11 protein-coding genes are annotated in these 18,017 nt (G+C 64.7%); 1 reads left to right on the forward strand and 10 read right to left on the reverse strand.

Annotated features, from left to right (window positions below; genetic code table 11):
* The 10 genes from AC5P6A_RS12145 to AC5P6A_RS12190 form a co-directional block, all read right to left on the reverse strand.
* The gene (locus AC5P6A_RS12145; RefSeq protein ID WP_495222318.1) at window positions 1-5,253 is read right to left on the reverse strand and encodes an RHS repeat protein; all 5,253 of its coding nucleotides are present in this window, start codon (window positions 5,251-5,253) and stop codon (window positions 1-3) included.
* Between the two features lie 280 nt (window positions 5,254-5,533).
* On the reverse strand, window positions 5,534-5,968 hold the full coding sequence (locus AC5P6A_RS12150) for an SseB family protein (protein WP_005411035.1): 435 nt from the start codon (window positions 5,966-5,968) through the stop codon (window positions 5,534-5,536).
* 49 nt (window positions 5,969-6,017) lie between these two features.
* Entirely contained in the window at window positions 6,018-6,353 is a 336-nt protein-coding gene (locus AC5P6A_RS12155) for a hypothetical protein (protein ID WP_021204662.1), read from the reverse strand.
* Window positions 6,354-6,356: 3 nt separating this feature from the next.
* Complete coding sequence (locus AC5P6A_RS12160) at window positions 6,357-7,361, reverse strand: S41 family peptidase (protein WP_171952627.1); 1,005 nt, start codon at window positions 7,359-7,361, stop codon at window positions 6,357-6,359.
* A gap of 293 nt (window positions 7,362-7,654) precedes the next feature.
* The gene (locus AC5P6A_RS12165) at window positions 7,655-10,681 is read right to left on the reverse strand and encodes an autotransporter family protein (RefSeq protein ID WP_227844064.1); all 3,027 of its coding nucleotides are present in this window, start codon (window positions 10,679-10,681) and stop codon (window positions 7,655-7,657) included.
* Window positions 10,682-10,907: 226 nt separating this feature from the next.
* Window positions 10,908-11,975, reverse strand: coding sequence for an acyltransferase family protein (locus AC5P6A_RS12170; RefSeq protein ID WP_346715103.1), 1,068 nt, complete (start codon window positions 11,973-11,975; stop codon window positions 10,908-10,910).
* Window positions 11,975-13,123: an N-acetylglucosamine-6-phosphate deacetylase gene (gene nagA, locus AC5P6A_RS12175; RefSeq protein ID WP_227844063.1), complete on the reverse strand. Its 1,149-nt coding sequence runs from the start codon at window positions 13,121-13,123 to the stop codon at window positions 11,975-11,977. The genes AC5P6A_RS12170 and nagA overlap by 1 nt, the downstream gene beginning before the upstream one ends.
* On the reverse strand, window positions 13,123-14,151 hold the full coding sequence (locus AC5P6A_RS12180) for an SIS domain-containing protein (RefSeq protein WP_227844062.1): 1,029 nt from the start codon (window positions 14,149-14,151) through the stop codon (window positions 13,123-13,125). Before AC5P6A_RS12180 ends, nagA begins: the two co-directional genes overlap by 1 nt.
* A 7-nt stretch (window positions 14,152-14,158) precedes the next feature.
* Window positions 14,159-15,226 carry a LacI family DNA-binding transcriptional regulator gene (locus AC5P6A_RS12185; RefSeq protein ID WP_005411045.1) on the reverse strand — a complete coding sequence of 356 codons (1,068 nt, stop codon included), beginning with the start codon at window positions 15,224-15,226 and terminating at the stop codon, window positions 14,159-14,161.
* 39 nt (window positions 15,227-15,265) lie between these two features.
* Window positions 15,266-16,558 carry a sugar MFS transporter gene (locus tag AC5P6A_RS12190; protein ID WP_134735333.1) on the reverse strand — a complete coding sequence of 431 codons (1,293 nt, stop codon included), beginning with the start codon at window positions 16,556-16,558 and terminating at the stop codon, window positions 15,266-15,268.
* Window positions 16,559-16,933: 375 nt separating this feature from the next.
* Between AC5P6A_RS12190 and AC5P6A_RS12195 the strand changes: the two genes are divergently transcribed.
* Complete coding sequence (locus AC5P6A_RS12195) at window positions 16,934-17,950, forward strand: glucokinase family protein (RefSeq protein WP_111098690.1); 1,017 nt, start codon at window positions 16,934-16,936, stop codon at window positions 17,948-17,950.
* Window positions 17,951-18,017: the final 67 nt, after the last annotated feature.

Below are 18,017 nucleotides of genomic sequence, written 5' to 3' on the forward strand. Positions count from 1 at the left end.
TCATCGCTCAAAGCCATCCTGCACTACCAACTCGTTGGACGGCCGGGAACAGCCGCTCGCATTACAGGCTACAACCCGGAAGGCAGTGATTTTGGGCATGCCACGCACAACAACTGAGCAGAAAGGAAGCGTGGCCACACAACCCGCCGTTCCGCTGAATTCATAACGCGTGGCGCCCGCAACTTCCGTCCACCCGCCTTGGTAGGTCGTATGTCCCTCGGAATAGTAGTACCAGGCTTCAAACAGGACCGGTGCTTCTGGAATTGGTGGAGGAATGTTCACCGCCGTGACTGCAGCTGGCGAGAAGACACTGCAGCCCGCTTCGTTACATGCGGCAACTCGATATCCATAAGTAGCGTTACTCCTGCCACTGACAGCTCGCTGCTGCGACCCGTCGTTTTGAAGGTTGCCAAAGCCTCCGCCGTTGATCTGCTCCTGCAGCAGATAGCTCGTTGCGCGGTCCACAGACGACCAGTTCACGGTGTAGCTACCCGTGTTGCTCGACGCTGGCGAACTGATCGACGGCGCTGCTGCCGGAGCAATCACCACCTGGACTGCGGATACGCCCGAATATGGTCCGCACCCTACCGAAGCACAGCCTCGAACGCGGTATTCGTACACCCCATGAGCGCGGCCGGAAGCGGCGTAGCTGACGGCCGCCGCACTGGAAATGGTAGCCCAGCCTCCACCATTGAAGCGCTCATCCAGTTGATACGAAGTGGCGTTGCTCACCGCGTTCCAATTGATCGAATATGCAGACCCCAGCACTTTGGCTGGAGCGTTCAATGCCGGGGCCGAAGTCGGCAGATGAACGGACTTCACTGTCACAGCTTGGGAATAGACACCACAGCCACTCGTGTTGCAGCCACGTGCACGATACCCGTAAGTTCCGCCTGGCTTCGCACTGAAAGATCGGCTGCGCTCTGCAGAATTCTGCACTTCCCCCCACGCACCGGCATCCTTCTGCTCTTCCAACCTGTATGAGGTAGCGCCTGCAACCGCTGTCCAGCCCACAATGTAGTTGCCGCCCGTTGCGCTGGCTGGAGCCGTGATCGTGGGCGCAGCCGTCGGTGCCAACTCAACCACCACTGTCACTTCGGCGCTCCAACCGCCGCACAGTACGGCACGGCAAGCGCGAATCCTGAGCCCATGACTCCCGGCAGGCTTGCCAGTGGTCGACCATGCCAGCGCCGATCCAGAATAGGCAGAGAGCCAGCCCCCCTGTCCGGTTCTCTGCTGCAGCTCATAAGTCGATACACCCACTACGCTCGACCAGCCAACCGTGAAACTCCCAGTACTGCTGAATGAGGGCGCAGTAATCACCGGCACCCCCGGCGCCATGGCGGTCACAGACTTGGCAAGCAGACTGCCATTCAAGTGAATGTACTCCGTGCCTTCACCCGTCCGCTGGTTTTCTTGTCTGCGCAGCACGCCTGCGCTGTCGTAGAGCGACAGGATATCCCCGCCTGGCGCCTGGCTCAGCACGCGACGCCCATGTGCGTCATAAGCATACTTTTCGGCACCTTCAACCTCGCGCAGGCGATTTCCGAAATCGAACCTGAAGGCCTGTCCATTGCGCGTGGCGAGATTGCCCTGCACGTCATATCCCAGCCCCATGGTGGTTGCACCATCGGAAGACTGCACATTGGTAAGACGATTGTTGCTGTCATACCAGTAGATGTGGTCTTTCACTCCGGCTAATCGAGCTGATCGCAGGTTGTCCAGTGCGTCGTAGCTATAGGTCATTACTCCGTCGCCACCGAATCTTGCTGAGCTCGCCCGGGTGAGCCTGTCCAGATCGTCATACTGCATCGTCCGATTGCGACCCGCGTCGAGAACGTCCTCGATCCTCGTCACGTTTCCGCCGCCGTCGTAGCTGTAGACATCGTCCAGCACACCTGCGGAATCTGTTACGCGCCCAGGCAACTGGCGCGCGTTCTGGGTCATGCCATGGACGATGCCATTTCCATAAGTGAATGCGCGCATACCCCCGTTGGGATGATAGGAAACACCCAATGCAAATCCCCCAACACGCGTGATCTGCCCCAGACCGTTGGGCGCCAGATCAACCGACAGGCCACTGGGATACTGGATGCTGGCCATCACGCCGCGCGCATCATAGCCATAGCCAAGCGCCCAGTTGAACGCACCGGCAATCGTGGCACTCTCGCCCACCAGCAATCGCCGCCGGTTGTACACGTATGTGTTGACGACCGGACTGGTATTGATGGCGTTCCTCGTCGTAACCTGCTGCGGTAGCCCATCTGGGGTGTAGACCCATTGCTGGTCGCCGTTGCCATCCGGGAACGTCAAGGTCCTCAACCGGTTGCGGGCGTCGTAGCCACGGTCTACGCGACGTCCAGAGGAATAGGCACTGGATGCATCGCAGGAGTCGACTGCGGGAAGATTCATTCCCGTGGCTGACCAGAGGATGTTGTCGGACGCGTCGTAGCCAAGCGTAGTGGCACCAGTCTCAGGCTCGATGCTCTTGCAAAGACGTTGATGCATGTCGTAGACATATCGACGTGTCAGCGAGACCGATCCATCGCTGCTACGCTGCGTAACGCTCACCGGATTACCGAATACATTTCGCGGTATATCCAGCACGACGCCTGTAGGCTTCACGATAGCGATCGGGGCCGTGTAGGCCGGCTTATCGAAAGCCTGGAAACTGGTCTGGGTCTGCTTTCCGCGCGCGTCGGTCACCCGGATTCGCGCGCCTGGCAGATACTCGGTCACTGTTACCAGCGTACCCAGCTCACTGTCTTGGATAGCAGCAGTCCTGCGACCGAGCGTGTCGTACTCACTCCAGTTTCCCGTGGTCAGATTCGCTCCCCTGCCCGGGTAAGACGCAAACAACAGCCGACCTTCATGGTCATAGCTGAAGCGCTGCAACCGCTGCGTTTCCGCGATGTTGGCAGCATCGTACTCGCGCGTAAAAACGGGTCGCCAGAGGGCATCATAGATCGTCTCCAAGCGCCCATTTCCAGTTGCGATGTCCTGTCGCCAATGCCCCGCAGGAATGCCGTACTCCTCCGCACCCACCTGTTGAAAGACGCGGGTCATCGGAGTCCAGTTCACCGCATCCCCTGCGGGATAGACGACGCTGGCAACTCGCCCCATTGCATCATAGCCGTAGCTGGTGGCAAATCCACTTTCATCAGTTGCGCTTGCTATCCAACCATTCTCGTCAACCACAACTCTTGACGTCGTCGCGTCTGCAAACTGCACCAGCCCAGGAATCCCGCGCCTCCACTCGGAGAGTTTAGTGGTGTTGCCGTTTCCATCACGGACCGATGCGACGGTACCGTCTGCATGATAAGTCCTTGTCTGGGTCCGTTTTCCAAATGCGAACGTCTCGACTGGCATGGCATTGGCATCGAAGGCCGCTTCGGCAACTATGGTTGCACTGGCAAGATCGGTCACTCGTGACAGCTGTCCCAACACCCAGTGAACTGTATTGTCGTGATAATCGAGCCGCTCACGAACGGATCCGCTAGGTCCAGTGCGAACTCGCTCCACTGGGCGTGCAAAGCGGTCGTAGGCTGCCGCTTGCCAAGTGTAGGTAGTATCGTCCTGTTGCAACTGTGTCCGCGTAACAGGACGCACGCGAACTGTTGCTGGATCGTTCAAGCTTCCGAGAATCGCACCATACTCCCCAATGAAGGGTTGACCGGCAGCCGAAGCATCGGCCAAGTAGTCACTGGATCGTGTCTGTACCACACGCCCTTGGGCATCGAGAACCTCCTCGCGCAGTTCCCGCCCATCGTTGAGCATGTAGAGATTGCCAAAGGTCAACTTCTGAGTAGTAGCATCCGGGCGACGAACCTGTACGACCTTCGTCTGGATGCACGTCGCACAAGGGTAGACGGCGGGCTCATTCTGGCTTCCCCACAGGTCAGAAGGAGAATTGCCATAGTCATAGGTCCACTGCATGGTCGACAGGCCGGGACCGGTGATGGCCTTGCCGACGATGCTGAGTACATCGAAGAAATGAGGAACACCCATTACGTACTCTGGATCCTCACGGGGATCGCCCTTCTGCATGCATTCGGTGAGATGCACGCCGTGTCGCCAATGCCGTTGATTGACGAACGAAAAGGTACCCGTAGCGCCCGCCGGATGTGTTGCAGTCACAACATAGTCAGCTGACAGCGGAAGGGAGGAGTCCCTACACCACGGCAAGCCTGGCAGCGTATCGATGGGTAGCGGGGCCGACGGCAGAAGTGTTCCTGAGTAGGCATAGCGCCATGAGCTAACGTCTGGACGAGTGACCTTTGTCAACAGGTTTTCCGCCAGGGTCGTCTGGTACTGGAAGCCCCAGGAGCGCCCATTGGCAGTGGCACTGGTCATTCGTCCCTGACTGTAGACAAACCCGATTTCGCGCCCGTCGTTGCTCCAGATCCGCGTGGGCAGGCCCTCGCCGTTGTATGAGAACTGGACCCAGTTTCCGAACCGATCCTCCAACCTGGTTGCCAAAAGGTAATAGCGCGTTCGCTCCAGGATGACTGACACCGGATCGTTGCCACGCGTAGTGGGTACGAGCTTCTGCAACGGTGCCTCACGGCGCGTGGTCAATTGATTGAAGTAGTAGCGCTCACCCGAGGTCGTTGTAAGCCGGAACCCGTCGCGACTACCATTGTCCATAGTGATGCAGTCAATAGCATCGCGCTCTTTGGTTGTAAGTCGGGTGCTCGTTCCTGCAGTAGGCAAGGGGGTGCCTGCGATAATGCCAAGCATGGCAGTGTCGCCTCGACCTGGCAGGTGTACGTTGAGCCCGCTCCAGAACTCCCTGACATTGAAGATGCCGCTGCCCGGCACACTCCCCACAGTGCATACCCTTGCAGGAAGACCGGTGGAATTCGCGTAGGTTACCGCCACATGAGGCACTTCAACATCCCAATTTCCCAGGCCCAACAGGCGAGCATCGTGGTCGCGGATGCTACCTTGCGGCTGCAACTGCATATTCAATCGGCGTGCAAACTGCACGGGCAGATTACTGTTGCCTGGCAGGTCGATTTCGACCACGCGGAACTGCGTGCTTCCGTCGTATAGACTTACGCCCTCGCCGAACAGCCCCGTATCCAAAGTGGACAGCGATTCAGCGTTCTGGATTCGCTTCCGGTATTCCAAATAGGGATGGATACCGTCCGCAACCGACTGAGCCGCGACTGGTCCCGAGATAATAAGACCGATCAAGAAAACTGGCAGCACAGTCGAACGCAACGCAACACGACGCAATGCATCGATCACTAGGCATTCCTTCAGATTTGGATTCCATTTCCCAAAGGCCGGCCTTGCACCGTCCTTTTCCCGAAGGCGACTGCACAATCCTTACGCCGCCCGAAGCGACGCTATCACATTTGTCAGCTGTGTGAGAGTCAGAAAAGACTGACCGTCAATAGGAGAAGACACACTGTCTCTCCCACCAAGGCGCGGGTAAAAGCCTTCGCGGCGGCCCGCTGATCCGCGACAGCCGCGTGCACCGCTATTGGTAGTGCCGGCCGCTGGCCGGCAACCCCAATTCCCTGGATCAGTGCGCCATCCCACGGGTGATCGCCGCCGCACGCTGCTTCAGCTGGGCCACTGCATCGGGAATCATCTCCATGCCCACGTCCAGGCCCGGGTTCAGCACCAGGCCGACGCCGTCGCCGATACCGGCCAGCAGCGCGTGCACCGCGATCGGCATGGCATGCGCAAACTGCGGCAGCTGCTCGTGCCACAGGCCCGCGCGCTCGGGGGCGGTGAACACCGCGAACATCGGCTCGCCGCTCTCGCTGGTCAGCACCAGCGGCGAGATGCTCTCGTCCCAGGCGCCATCTTCACCGATGGCCTTGTCCAGCAGCACGAACGCCGTCGAGGTCAGCAGGCCGTCGAGGAACTGCGACGCGGTCAGCGTGCCGTCCTGTGCCTGCAACAGGCGCACCTCGAGGTCGTTGAGGGGTTCGAACGGGGTGTCGTGGTCCATGGTCGGTTCCGGTACGTGATTGCAGGGCAGACTTTAGCAGGCCCGCTCCTCAACCGAGGAATCCATGCCGCCACAGCCAGCCCAACGCCGCCAGACCGGCCACCACCACCAGCATCAGCGGCAGGCCGAAGCGATGCCGCCACGGGATCGGCACCCCACCCAGCTGCTGGTCCATGGTGTCGGTGTCCAGCACCCAGCCGTGCCCGCACCGGGTGCAGGCCAGCTCATAACGGCGATGGTAGGTGAGGCCGAACAGCAGGTCGATGCGCGCCATCTTGTAGCGCAACTGGGGCGCGAACTCGGTTTCCGTCTGGCAGCGCAGGCAGTGGTGGGCCTCGGTGGGGCCGACCACCACCACCCGCTCCTGCTGGCCGATCAGGATCATGGATCAGCGGCCCTGGCAGGCGGGTTGGGCCAGCAGCCAGGCTTGGGCGGCGGCAAGGGTGGCCGGCCCGCTGGCCGTAGCCTGATCCGGCTGCATTCTGCCACCGTCGCCCTGCCCGTTACGATCGGTCATCACGTTGTGGGTCAACAACAAGGTGGTACCGTCCACCAGCGTCGTCGGTCGATTGCCAGTAGAAAAGCCTGCGCTGGGCTGACCGAAACTGCGACTCCCCGGTTGCCCTCGAAACGCGAGTGCCACTGCTTCGCCGGAGCTTGCAGTGCCTGCCCCCATCACCACCGCCACCGGCGCCGTGCCCGCACGCAACCGATACGCGCCCTGTCGTGAACGCAGCATCGAGGCATTGCCTTGCACGACTTCACCTTCCGCCTGCCGCCACCACAGCAATCCATCGGCACTACGGAAGGCGCCGATCAACGCCCCCTGCGTATCCGGCGTTCCATGCAGCAATGGCAACAAACCAAACAACATAGGCCACATGTTGCCACCACCATTGCTGCTTACATCCACTACCCAGCCGCACCGCGTGCCGTCATCCAGGCCAGCGATACGCCCCTGCAACGCCAGCGCGTAGACCTTGCGTGCTTCATAACGTTCTGATTCGTTGCGTTGCAGGTCTTCCACGAAGGGGCTCACCCGCAGCACGCCGATGCGGGGATTGGCATGACTGGAGGCAGCGAAGTCGGTCGCCTGACTGGCATTCAAGCGCTGAGCACGTTCGGAGCGCTGACGCTGCTCGCTTGGTGAAAACCAGCGGCCATGGCCTCCGCTGCTGCGTGCGGCGGCTTCATCCAGAACACGGCGCTGTTGCGCGCGGTCATCCCCTGCCGCGTTCAGGCGCGCGCGCACGTCGTTCCAATCTACGCGGCGACGGTACAGGGACTGGGTTTCCAACAACTGCAGCATCTGCTCACGCGCTTCCGGCGACGGCAGCTCCACTGTCTCCTCTGCAACTGCGGCCGAAGATGAAAGCAGCAGCGTGGTGAGCATGGCGGCACGGACATTCCTTAGGTCCAGCATCGACGACTCCTTGTCATGTATCGAAGCCGTAGGATAGCCGCGGTGGGATCGATCTCGCCACGCGCTAGTGTTCTGTGGAGCCGAGCCTATGCTCGGCTCCGCGCTAGTGTTCTGTGGAGCCGAGCCTATGCTCGGCTCGGGGAAATCGCGACTGAAGCAGCCGAGCATGGCTCGGCTCTACAAAGTCATGACGGCGGCAGGGTTCGTGTCGACCAAGGTCGACACCCACCAGAGCAGGTCATGCCGCCGGGCATGGCCCGGCGCTACCAGTCCGCGCGCAGGCCGATGTTGCCTTCGATGATGCGGCGCTTCTCATTGCGGTCACCGCCCAGCTCGCGCGTGTAGTCGGCCACCGCGTACGCGCTGATGGTGCGGTTGAAGCGCCCTACCACGCCGACACCGGCTTCGAGCGCGCGTGAGCGCTGCGAATTGGTGATCGTGTCGTCGTCGAAGCGGATGCGGTCCTCGCCGGAACGACCATGCCAGTAATTCAGCTTGAAATACGGCTGCCAGCCGTTGTCGGCCAGCTGGTAGTCGCCGGCCAGACGCAGGCCGATGCGGCCGGTCCAGGCGTTGTCGTTGTCGAAGCGCACGCTCGATACCTCATCGCGGCGGTCGTCCAGCGACGTGCGTTGCCAGATCACCTGTAGCTGCGGTTCCAGCCACCATGCGGACTGACCGAAGTGCAGCAGCGGTTTGCCGGCCTCCACCGACACGCTGGTGCCATCGCCGCTGATTCCGAAGCCGAGCCCGCGCGAGGAACGCACGCGGCCGTCGTAACGGCTCTGCATCGCCACGGCGTCGATGTAGCCACCGCTGCTGTCGGTGAAGGTCCAGTACAAGCCCACGTGCTTGTCGTCCAGGCGGTTCTGGCCCACCTGCACGTTCTCCCAGCCCAATGCCAGGCCGGTGGTCTTGCCCTGCGCGCGGGTGCGGCCGACGAACACGCCGATCTGGTTGCGGTGGTTGTCGGAGGCAGCGGCCCACACGTCGAGACCAGCCTGCAGGCCCATCACATCGCCATCGAAGCCGGGCTGCGCATCCCCCTTCCAGTGGATCTCGCTGCTCTGCCCCACCAACCGGCCCCAAGCGGTACGGAATGCGCCCTGGTTGTACAGCAGGCGCTGCTCGCCCTGGCGCTCGTGGAAGGTACCCAGGCTGGCCAGCGAAGTCTCACGCAGGAGCGGCGGCACCACGGCATAGGTCGCAGTCTCCACGCGGTACAGCGGTACCACTGCGCCCTCGGCGGGCCGTGCGCCCGGCGTCGGCGGCGCACCGGTACCGGGCAGCGCACCACCGGCCACCGGCACGTCCGGCACGGCCGGGTCGCTGGGCGGCGCCACCGGCGCCGGTTCCGGTGGCGGCGGTGGCGGCGCGGTCTCGCCGGCGGTCAGGTCAGGATCGGTGGCGCCTTCCGGTGGCGGCGGCGGTGCCGGGGTGATCGGCGGCGGTGGTGCCACCGGCGGCGTCAATGGTGGTGGTACGGCAGTACCGCCGCCATTGGGTGCCGGCGTCGGCCCGCTGACCAGCGTGGAGCGCAGGTACCAGTTCTCGCTGGTGCCAGCGCTGACACCGCCCTTGAACAGGAAGTACTCGTAGGCACCGGCGGCGACCGGTGCGAACAGCGAGAACGCGCCCGGCGCGGTGCGGCCACCATTCAAGGCCTGCACCACCAGGATGCCATCGGCCAGCGTGGCGGCGCCGCTACCGCCGGCATTGAGCACGCCGATGCCGGTGGTCCCGGTGGCAGTACCGCCGTCGATCACCAGACGGTCGCTGGTGGAGTTGTCTGCGCCCAGCACGGTACGCAGGTAAAGGCCACCGCCATCGCCTCGATAATTGCCACGCACGGTGAACACGTCGCCCGCGCCGGTACCGGTCAGGTCGATGCGCCCGGCATTGACCATCTCCACCAGTGCGCCACTGTTGAACGGACGGATGGCATGGCCGCCACTGCCCGCATACACGGTACTGGTGTCATCCACGGTGAGCGTGCCGGTGCCGGTTGCGCTGTCGCCCAGCACCAGGTCGCCATCGAAGCTCAGCTCGGTGCTGTTGGTCAGGCTGATCGTCTCCCAGTTCTGGAAGCGGCCCACGCCCGTGGTCTTGACGTTGCTGAGGTTGAGCTGGTCGATGCCACTGCCGCCGTCGAACAGCGGCACCGCACCTAGGTTGCCCTGGTTGAGGTTGCTGAGGTTGGCCACGTCGTTGTCCGGGCCCATGTCGATCGCGCCGTAGACGATGCCGCCGCCATTCCAGTTGAAGGTGTCATCGCCGGTACTGAGCAGTACCTGCCCGCGCACGGTGCCGTCGGTAATGGTCACGCTGTCGTTGCCGCCGCTGACGCTTATGTTGCCGCCGATGTAGGCGGTACCCGAGATGATGATGGTATCGGTGTCGAAACCGGTCACCACATTGCCATCCACGGTGCCGCCGGACTGGTCCCACAGGTTCTTGTCCAGCTTCATGTTGACGCGGCCGATGCGGCCACCGGTCATCCAGGCCTGGTCGCCATCCTCGAACGCGCCGATGATGCGGCCACCGCTCATGCGGAAGGTATCGATGTTGTCGCCCTGCTGCAGCGCGCCGACCGTGCCGCCACTCATGACGAAATCATCGCGGCCGCTGCCCTGCGCTACCAGGCCGGTGACGGTGCCGCCGGTGACGGTCATCTGGTCATCGCCACTGCCCTGGTCGACGCTGTCGATCGTGCCATCGCTCAACAGCAGCACATCATTGCCATCGCCCTGCTGGACGCCACCGGCGATGCTGCCTGCCTGCATCTCCAGGCGGTCGTTGCCCGCACCGAACTGCACACCCGTGCGGCCGCTGATCGTTCCGCGGTTGACCAGCACGCTGTCGCCCGCACCGACGAACTGCAGGGCGGTGTTGTTGCCGGTGCTGATGCTGCCCGCATTTTCGACACGGCTGCCGCCACCGAGCTGGACCGCCACACCGCCCACCGAACTGATCGTGCCCAGGTTGGACAACAGGTGCCCGCCTGCGCCGACCAGCGAGATTGCGCTTACGCCGCCGCTCTGTTGCAGCTGTGCGCCGCTGGCGACAGTGACGGTGATGCCGGCCGCGCCATTGGCGGTGATGGGAACAGTCTGCGGGTTCGGCGCATTGGCGTCGCAGGTGACCGTCTGGCCGGCGACGGGGGCAGCGCTGTCACAGCCGGCCCAGGCGACGCTGGCACTCAGCAGCATGACGGACGGGACAGCCAGGGCCTGCAGCACGGAAACGGTGAGGCGGCGCGGACGAAAAGCGTGTGGAACGGCACGGGACATACAGCACTCCTGGAAAAGGGATCAGGAACTGCGGATATGCGGCACTGCGCAGGCAGTCTGCCGTGTGGTGAACGGTTTCGACAGGTGAATTTGCGTGGCGGCCATCACAGTTCAGTTGCGAACTTGATCGGCCATCACCCAACCTCCACGTGGCTGAAATGATTCATCTTTGCAGCGGTCACAGGCCGCGCGGAGAGCATCCACGCATGGCGTGGATGAGGTGCCATCAGATCTTCAGATAGATCTTCCGCCGGTCCAGCCACCATGCCACGCCCCACCACTGCGCGACAAACACCAGCGCCTGCAGCATGGACGCCAGCTCCAGCGCCTGCGGCATTGCGGTGGCCAGCTGCTGCCAGACCCACCCCCAAACTCCGGTAGCCATCAGCACCACCGACATCACCGATGCGCCCAGATACGCCGTGATCGCATTGACGCCGAAGCGCCGGCCCAGCGCCGGCCAGCCCTTCTGGTCGATCAACAGGTGGCCCAGCCATAGCGCCAGCGCCGCCAGGCCACCGGTCCACAGCACGTAGCTGGGCGTCCACAGCTGTTTGTTCAACGGCAGCACCACCGCCAGCAGCAGGCCCAATACCGCAGTCGCCACACCCAGCCCGGCCAGCGCCGCGGCACGTCCGCTGCGCAGCAGGCCTCCGGCCAACAGCCCGAGCACGGTACTGGCCAGCGCGCCCAGCGTGCTCAGCAATCCTTCCGGGTCATGGCCCAGCCCGGCATCGGCGTGCCATTGATAGATCCACGGCGCGAACAACGCGGTATCCAGGCGGCTGGCCGGGTTGGTCCATGGCGCCAGGTCACCGATGCCCAGCAGCAACACGGTGTACCCCACCAGCAGCGCGATCAGAGCGCCCACCTGCACGCGCGGCCGCGCGTAGACCGCCAGCACGCCCACCAACGCCGCACACACCGCGATGCGTTGCAGCACGCCCCAGATGCGGAAGTGGTGTGTATCCAGCGCCCACCAGATCAGCAGATGCAGCAGCGCACCGGCCACCAGGATGCGCAGCGCGCGCTCCAGCACACCGCGCGCCAGTGCAGGACGCGCAGCGGCATCCAGCGCGCGCGGTGCCACGCTGAAGGCCATCGACACGCCCACCAGGAACAGGAAGAACGGAAACACCAGATCGGTGGGCGTGCAGCCATGCCATTCCGAATGACGCAGCGGCGCGAACACTGCACTCCAGTCGCCTGGATTGTTGACCAGCAGCATCGCCGCCACGGTGATGCCGCGCAGGGCATCGATCGAGCCCAGCCGGCGTGGCGGCGTACTGTTCATCAGGCGGCCTCGTACTGTCCGGCAATCCAGGTGCCACGTACCTGCAGGGCGTCATCCAGCAGCACCAGGTCGGCCTGGTAGCCCTCGGCGATGTGGCCCAGGCGATCATCGACGTTGAGGAACTGCGCCGGGTAGGTCGAGGCCATGCGTGCCGCTTCGGCCAGCGGCTGGCCAAGCAGCTGCACGGTGTTGCGCACCGCCGTGGCCATATCCAGCGCCGAGCCCGCCAGCGAACCGGCGGCATTGCGCACCACGCCATCAATGGCGGTAATGGTTTCGCCATACAGCACGTAACTGGGATCGTCGGCACCGACCGGCGGCATCGCATCGGTCACCAGCAGCAGGCGACCGCGCGGCTTGGCAGCCAGCGCCACGCGCAGGCTGGCCGGATGCACATGCACGCCATCGACGATGATGCCGATCCAGCTGTCGCGGTCTTCCAGCGCAGCGCCCACCGCGCCAGGCTCGCGGCCCTGCAGCGGCGACATCGCGTTGTACAGGTGGGTGAAGCCACGCACCCCAGCATCCAGGCCGGCGCGGATCTCCTCGTAGGTGCCTGCAGTGTGGCCAGCGGCAACGATCACGCCACGCTCGACCAGCGCGCGGATCGTCTCCAGCGGCACTCGTTCCGGCGCCAGTGTCAGCAGGGTCACGCCGTTGTCCAGCGAGGCGGCCAGCGCGATCTCTTCTTCGTCCGGCACGCGGAACTTGCTGGCATCGTGGGTGCCCTTGCGCGCCGGCGCGATGTACGGGCCTTCCAGGTGGATGCCGATCACGCCCGGCACGCCCTGAGCGATTGCTTCGCGCATCGCACCGATGGCTTCGCGCATCACCGCCACGTCATCGCTGATCAGCGTCGGCAGCATCGCGGTGGTACCGAAACGACGATGCGCCTGCGCAATGGTGCGCAGCGCCGCCACGTCCGGCGTGTTGTTGAACAGCGCGCCGCCACCGCCATTGACCTGCACGTCGATGAAGCCGGGCAGCAGCCAGCCACCGCCCAGGTCCACCTGCTCGGCAGCGTGGCCGAGCTGCGGCGCGGCATCGGGCAGCAGCGCGCTGATGCGGCCCTCTTCGATCACCACTGCCAGATCGTCGCGGAACTCATCGCCCGCCAGGATGCGGGCATTGCGCAGCACGGTTGCCATCACACCGTCTCCGTCACCTTGTTCAGGTGCGGCGGCAGGTCCGGGTTGAAGCCACGACGCAATGCCAGCGCATTGATTGCGCGGTAGAAGCTCTGCACGGTCAACAACGGTGCGCACAACGGATGCGGCGCTGCAGCCACCGGCAGGTTGCCGCCGGCCCCGGCCAGCCACACCTGCGCGCCCCGGGCAGAAAATTCCTCGACCACCGCGCGGGTGCCGGCGCCGGTTTCATCGGGCTGCGCGAAGGCCAGCACGGGGAATCCACGGTCAACCAGCGCCATCGGGCCGTGCTTGACCTCGGCCGAGCTGTAGGCTTCGGCATGCAGGCTGCAGGTTTCCTTGAACTTCAGCGCCGCTTCCTGGGCCGCGCCCAGGCCCAGGCCACGGCCGAGCACGAACAGGTTGGTGGCCTCGACCAGGCCTTCGGTCACCGCGCTCCAGTCGCACTGCCACGCCTCACGCAGCGCGTCGGGCAGCAGGTCCAGCGCCGCACGCAGGCTGCTGTCCTGCTTCCAGTACGCGGCCAGCTGCAGCAGCGCGGCCAGCGACGCCAGGTAGCTCTTGGTCGCCGCCACGCTCTTTTCGGCACCCGCGTGCAGCGGAATGACCGTGTCGGCCAGCTGCGCCAGAGGTGAATCCTCGACGTTGACCAGCGCGATCACGCGCGCACCGGCCGCCTTGGCGGCCTCGGCGTTGCGCAGCAGGTCCGGGCTCTTGCCCGACTGCGAGATGACGATGAACAGTGCGCCGCGCAGCTGCAATGGTGCGGCGTAGACCGACCCCACCGATGGCGAGGCCGACGCGACCACCAGGCCCAGCTGGGTTTCCAGCAGATACTTGCCATAGGTGGCGGCGTGGTCGGAGCTGCCGCGTGCACAGGTGACCACGAACGGCGGCGGTGCAGCACGCAGGCTGGCGGCCAGGGTTTCCATGGTGGCGTGGTTGCGCGAGAACTGGCGCGCGACCACGTCGGCCGCTTCAGCGGCCTCGGCGAACATCAGGGTGGACGTGGGGTCTGACAGCGACATGGCAGGCTCAGGCAGGATCGGAAGGAAGGGGGCGTGCGCCGGCCGGGCGCATCGGCGCGGTCGAACCGCGCACCACCAGCTGCGGCACGAAGCCCTGGTTGTGCAGTGGTGCCGGCGCATCGTCGTAGGCGTCGCTGCGCAGCTGCGCGATCAGCAGGCGCGCGGCATGGCGGGCGATGTCCTCGGTGGCCTGCTTGGCGGTGGTCAGCGGCGGCCAAGACTGGCGCGAGAACGGGCTGTCCTCGAAGCCGGCAATGGACAGGTCGTAGGGCACGTTCATGCCGGCCGACTTGGCGGCGGCCAGCACGCCGGCAGCGATTTCGTCGTTGGAACCGAAGATGGCGGTGGGCGGCTCGCGCAGCGCCAGCAGGCGGCGCGCGCCGCGGAAACCGTCATCGAAGGTGTAGTCGCCCTGCACCACCAGGTGCTTGTCCACGGTCATGCCGTAGTCCTTCAGCGCGGCTTCGTAACCGGCGTAGCGCTCGCCCGAAGACCGGTGCGAGCTGCCGCCCCAGAGGAAGCCGATGCGCTGGTGGCCCAGCTGGATCAGGTGCTCGGTGATCTCGTAGGCGGCCTCGCGGTCGTCGACGAACACACAGGCGCCATCGGCCGGGTCTTCGGTGGCGGCGATGATGCGCACCAGCTTGATGCCGCGCGCGGTCAGCGCCTGGATCAGGTCGCGGCGCTCGGACATCGGTGCGGTCAGCACCAGCCCGGCCAGGCGCGAACGCTGCACCCAGTCGGCCAGTTCATCGGCGAGCAGCGGCGAGCTGGAATCGCAGGGATGGATCTGCAGCCCGAACCCGGTCTCGCGGCAGGCGGCGAGCACGCCATTCTGCACGCCGATGATGTGGTACGGGTTCGGGTTGTCGTAGACCAGCCCGATTACGAAGGTAGTGCCGCTGCGCAGGTTGCGCGCGGACGGATCGGGTTCATAGTCGAGCTCGGCAATGGCACGCAGCACCCGCGCGCGGGTGGCCTGCATCACCGAGGGCTCGTTGTTGATCACGCGCGAGACCGTCTTCAGCGAGACCTTGGCTTTCTCCGCAACGTCCTTGATGGTCGCTCTGCGCATGGGTTTTCCCTGGGGTTGACTGCCGTCCATCATCGCCGATCAGACCTTGTCCTGCGGCAGGCCGGCGCGGTGGCCGATCACCGAGTAGAACAGGATGTACAGGTAGCACGGCACCATCAGCAGCACGAACACCAGCTGGAAGTCGATGTGCTGCTTGAGCACGGCGAACAGCTGCGGAATGATCGCACCGCCGGCGATGCCCATCACCAGCAGGGCCGAGCCGGTCTCGGTGAAGCGGCCCAGGCCGCGGATCGCCAGCGGGAAGATCGCCGGCCACATCATGGCGTTGGCAAAGCCCAGCAGCGCCACGAAGGCCACCGAGACGTAGCCGTGCGTAGCCCAGGCGCCCAGGCAGAACACCACGCCCATCACTGCCGAAATGGTCAGGTAGCGCGACTGCGAGACCAGGCCAGGGATCGCCAGCAGGCCGACCACGTAGCCGGCCAACATCGCACCCAGCGTCAGCGAGGTGAACATCTTGGTCTGGTCCAGCGGCAAGCCGAAACCGTGGCCGTAGGTGCCGATCGCATCACCGGCCATGACTTCCACGCCTACGTACACGAACAGGCACAGCACGCCCAGCCACAGATGCGGGAACTGGAAGATGCTGCGGCGCTCGGCCGTTCCCGGTGCCCCTGACGGCGTTGCATTGGCTTCGGAGGACTTGATCTCCGGCAGAGGCGAGAACAGCACGGCCACCGCCAGCACCACCAGCAGCGCGGCCATCGCAAGGTACGGCGCATGGATCTTGGCGGCGAATTCGTTGAGCAGCGCGACCTTGGTGACCGCGTCGGCCGCCTGTACCTGCTTGTCCAGGTCACCGATGCCATGCAGTACCAGGGTGCCGATCAGCACCGGCGCCAGCATGCCGGCGATCTTGTTGCAGATGCCCATCAGCGCGATGCGACGCGCTGCGGTCTCGATCGGGCCGAGGATGGAGATGTAGGGATTGATCGCCGTCTGCAGCAGGGCCAGGCCGCTGCCGATCACGAACAGGCCGCCGAGCGCGCCCGGATACCAGCGCTGGGTGGCGAATTCACCGAAAAGCGCGGCACCACCGGCCATCACCAGCAGGCTCAGGCTCAGGCCCTTCTTCATGCCGGTGCGGCGCAGGATCCAGGACGCCGGCAGGGCCAGGAAGAAATAGGACAGGTAGAACACCATCAGCACCAGGAAGGCGCCGACCTCGCTGAGTTCAAAGGCCAACTTGACAAAGGTGATCAGCGGGCCGTTGAGCCAGGTGAAGAAGCCGATCAGGAAGAACAACACGCCAACGATGGCGATGGAGGTGACCACGTTCGGGCGCGCGCTTGCAGCGGGGACGGCGGACATCAGGAGGGCTCCTGCGGCGACGGCCGCAGAACGCGGCGTCGGAGAGTGGCTGGGAACAACGTTGTCACATTCTTTCGATGGACAGCCGCGGTTTGTCAACTTCCACGCGCAGCCCTGTGAACCTAGTGCTGCACTGCGCAAGTCCGCCGCGGTACGCCCCGCTGAATGCGCGGCAGTCCTAGAGCCACGTGCGGCAATGGTTCCCACGTGAAACCCACACTCACACCATGTAAACGTTTACTGCACGCCGCGTTCGTTGCAACGCAGCAACGAAAGTGTCACGAACTCGTTGACATCGTTGTCAGCGCGGTTACAGACTCCGCCACAATCGCCGCCCCGGTTCCGGGCCGGCCCCACCTGACAGCAGGAGCCCGCGTGACCGCCAGCCACCCCGCCCCGGCCCATGTCCTGTCCCGCGTTGCGCCCTCGTTCCTGGCCGCCGACGTCGGTGGCACCCATGTGCGCGTGGCCCGGGTCCAGGCCAGCGGCGATGCCGCCCACCCGGTGCAGGTGCTGGAGTACCGCAAGTACCGCAACGCCGACCATGCCGGTCTCAGCGCGATCCTGTCCGACTTCCTGGGCGAAGGCCCGCGGCCCACGCACTGCGTGGTCGCCAGCGCCGGCTACGCCCGCGAGGACGGCACCGTGATCACCGCCAACCTGCCGTGGCCGCTGTCGGCGCGCCAGGTGGAAGCCGACGTCGGCCTGCAGCGGGTCTACATCGTCAACGACTTCGAAGCAGTGGCCTACGCCGCCGCGCAGGTGGACGCCAGTGGCGTGCTGCACCTGTGCGGGCCGGAAAGCGCCGCACGCGGTCCGACCCTGGTGGTCGGCCCCGGTACCGGTCTGGGCGCCGCGCTGTGGATCCCCACCGCGCACGGCCCGGTGGTTCTGCCCACCGAGGCCGGCCAGCCGACCCTGGCGGCCAGCACCGAACTGGAAATGGCCATCGTCCGCCACATGCAGCGCGACCGCGCGCACGTGTCGATCGAGCATGCGATCTCCGGCCCCGGCCTGATGAACCTGTACCGTGCGGTGTGTGCACTGCAGGGGCAGGCACCGACCCTGGCAAGCCCCGACGCAGTCACCGCCGCCGCCATGGCCGATACCGATGCGCATGCGCGCCAGGCGCTGGACGTGTTCTGTGGCCTGCTCGGCAGCACCATCGGCGACATGGCGCTGTTCTACGGCGCCCACGGTGGCGTCTACCTGGCCGGCGGCATCCTGCCGCAGATCCGCGAATACCTGCACGCCAGCACCTTCGTCGAACGCTACCTGCAGAAGGGGCCGATGGGCGAAGCGCTGGCACGCATCCCGGTGAAGGTCGTCGAACACGGCCAGCTGGGCGTGGTCGGCGCTGCCAGCTGGTACCTGCAGCAATCGGCCGCCTGACACCGCAACAGGCTTCAACGCAATCGCAGCACGCAGTACGTGGCACGCCAACGCACGGGACTTCGCC

The organism is Stenotrophomonas sp. YJH_SMC_20 (genome assembly GCF_059367845.1).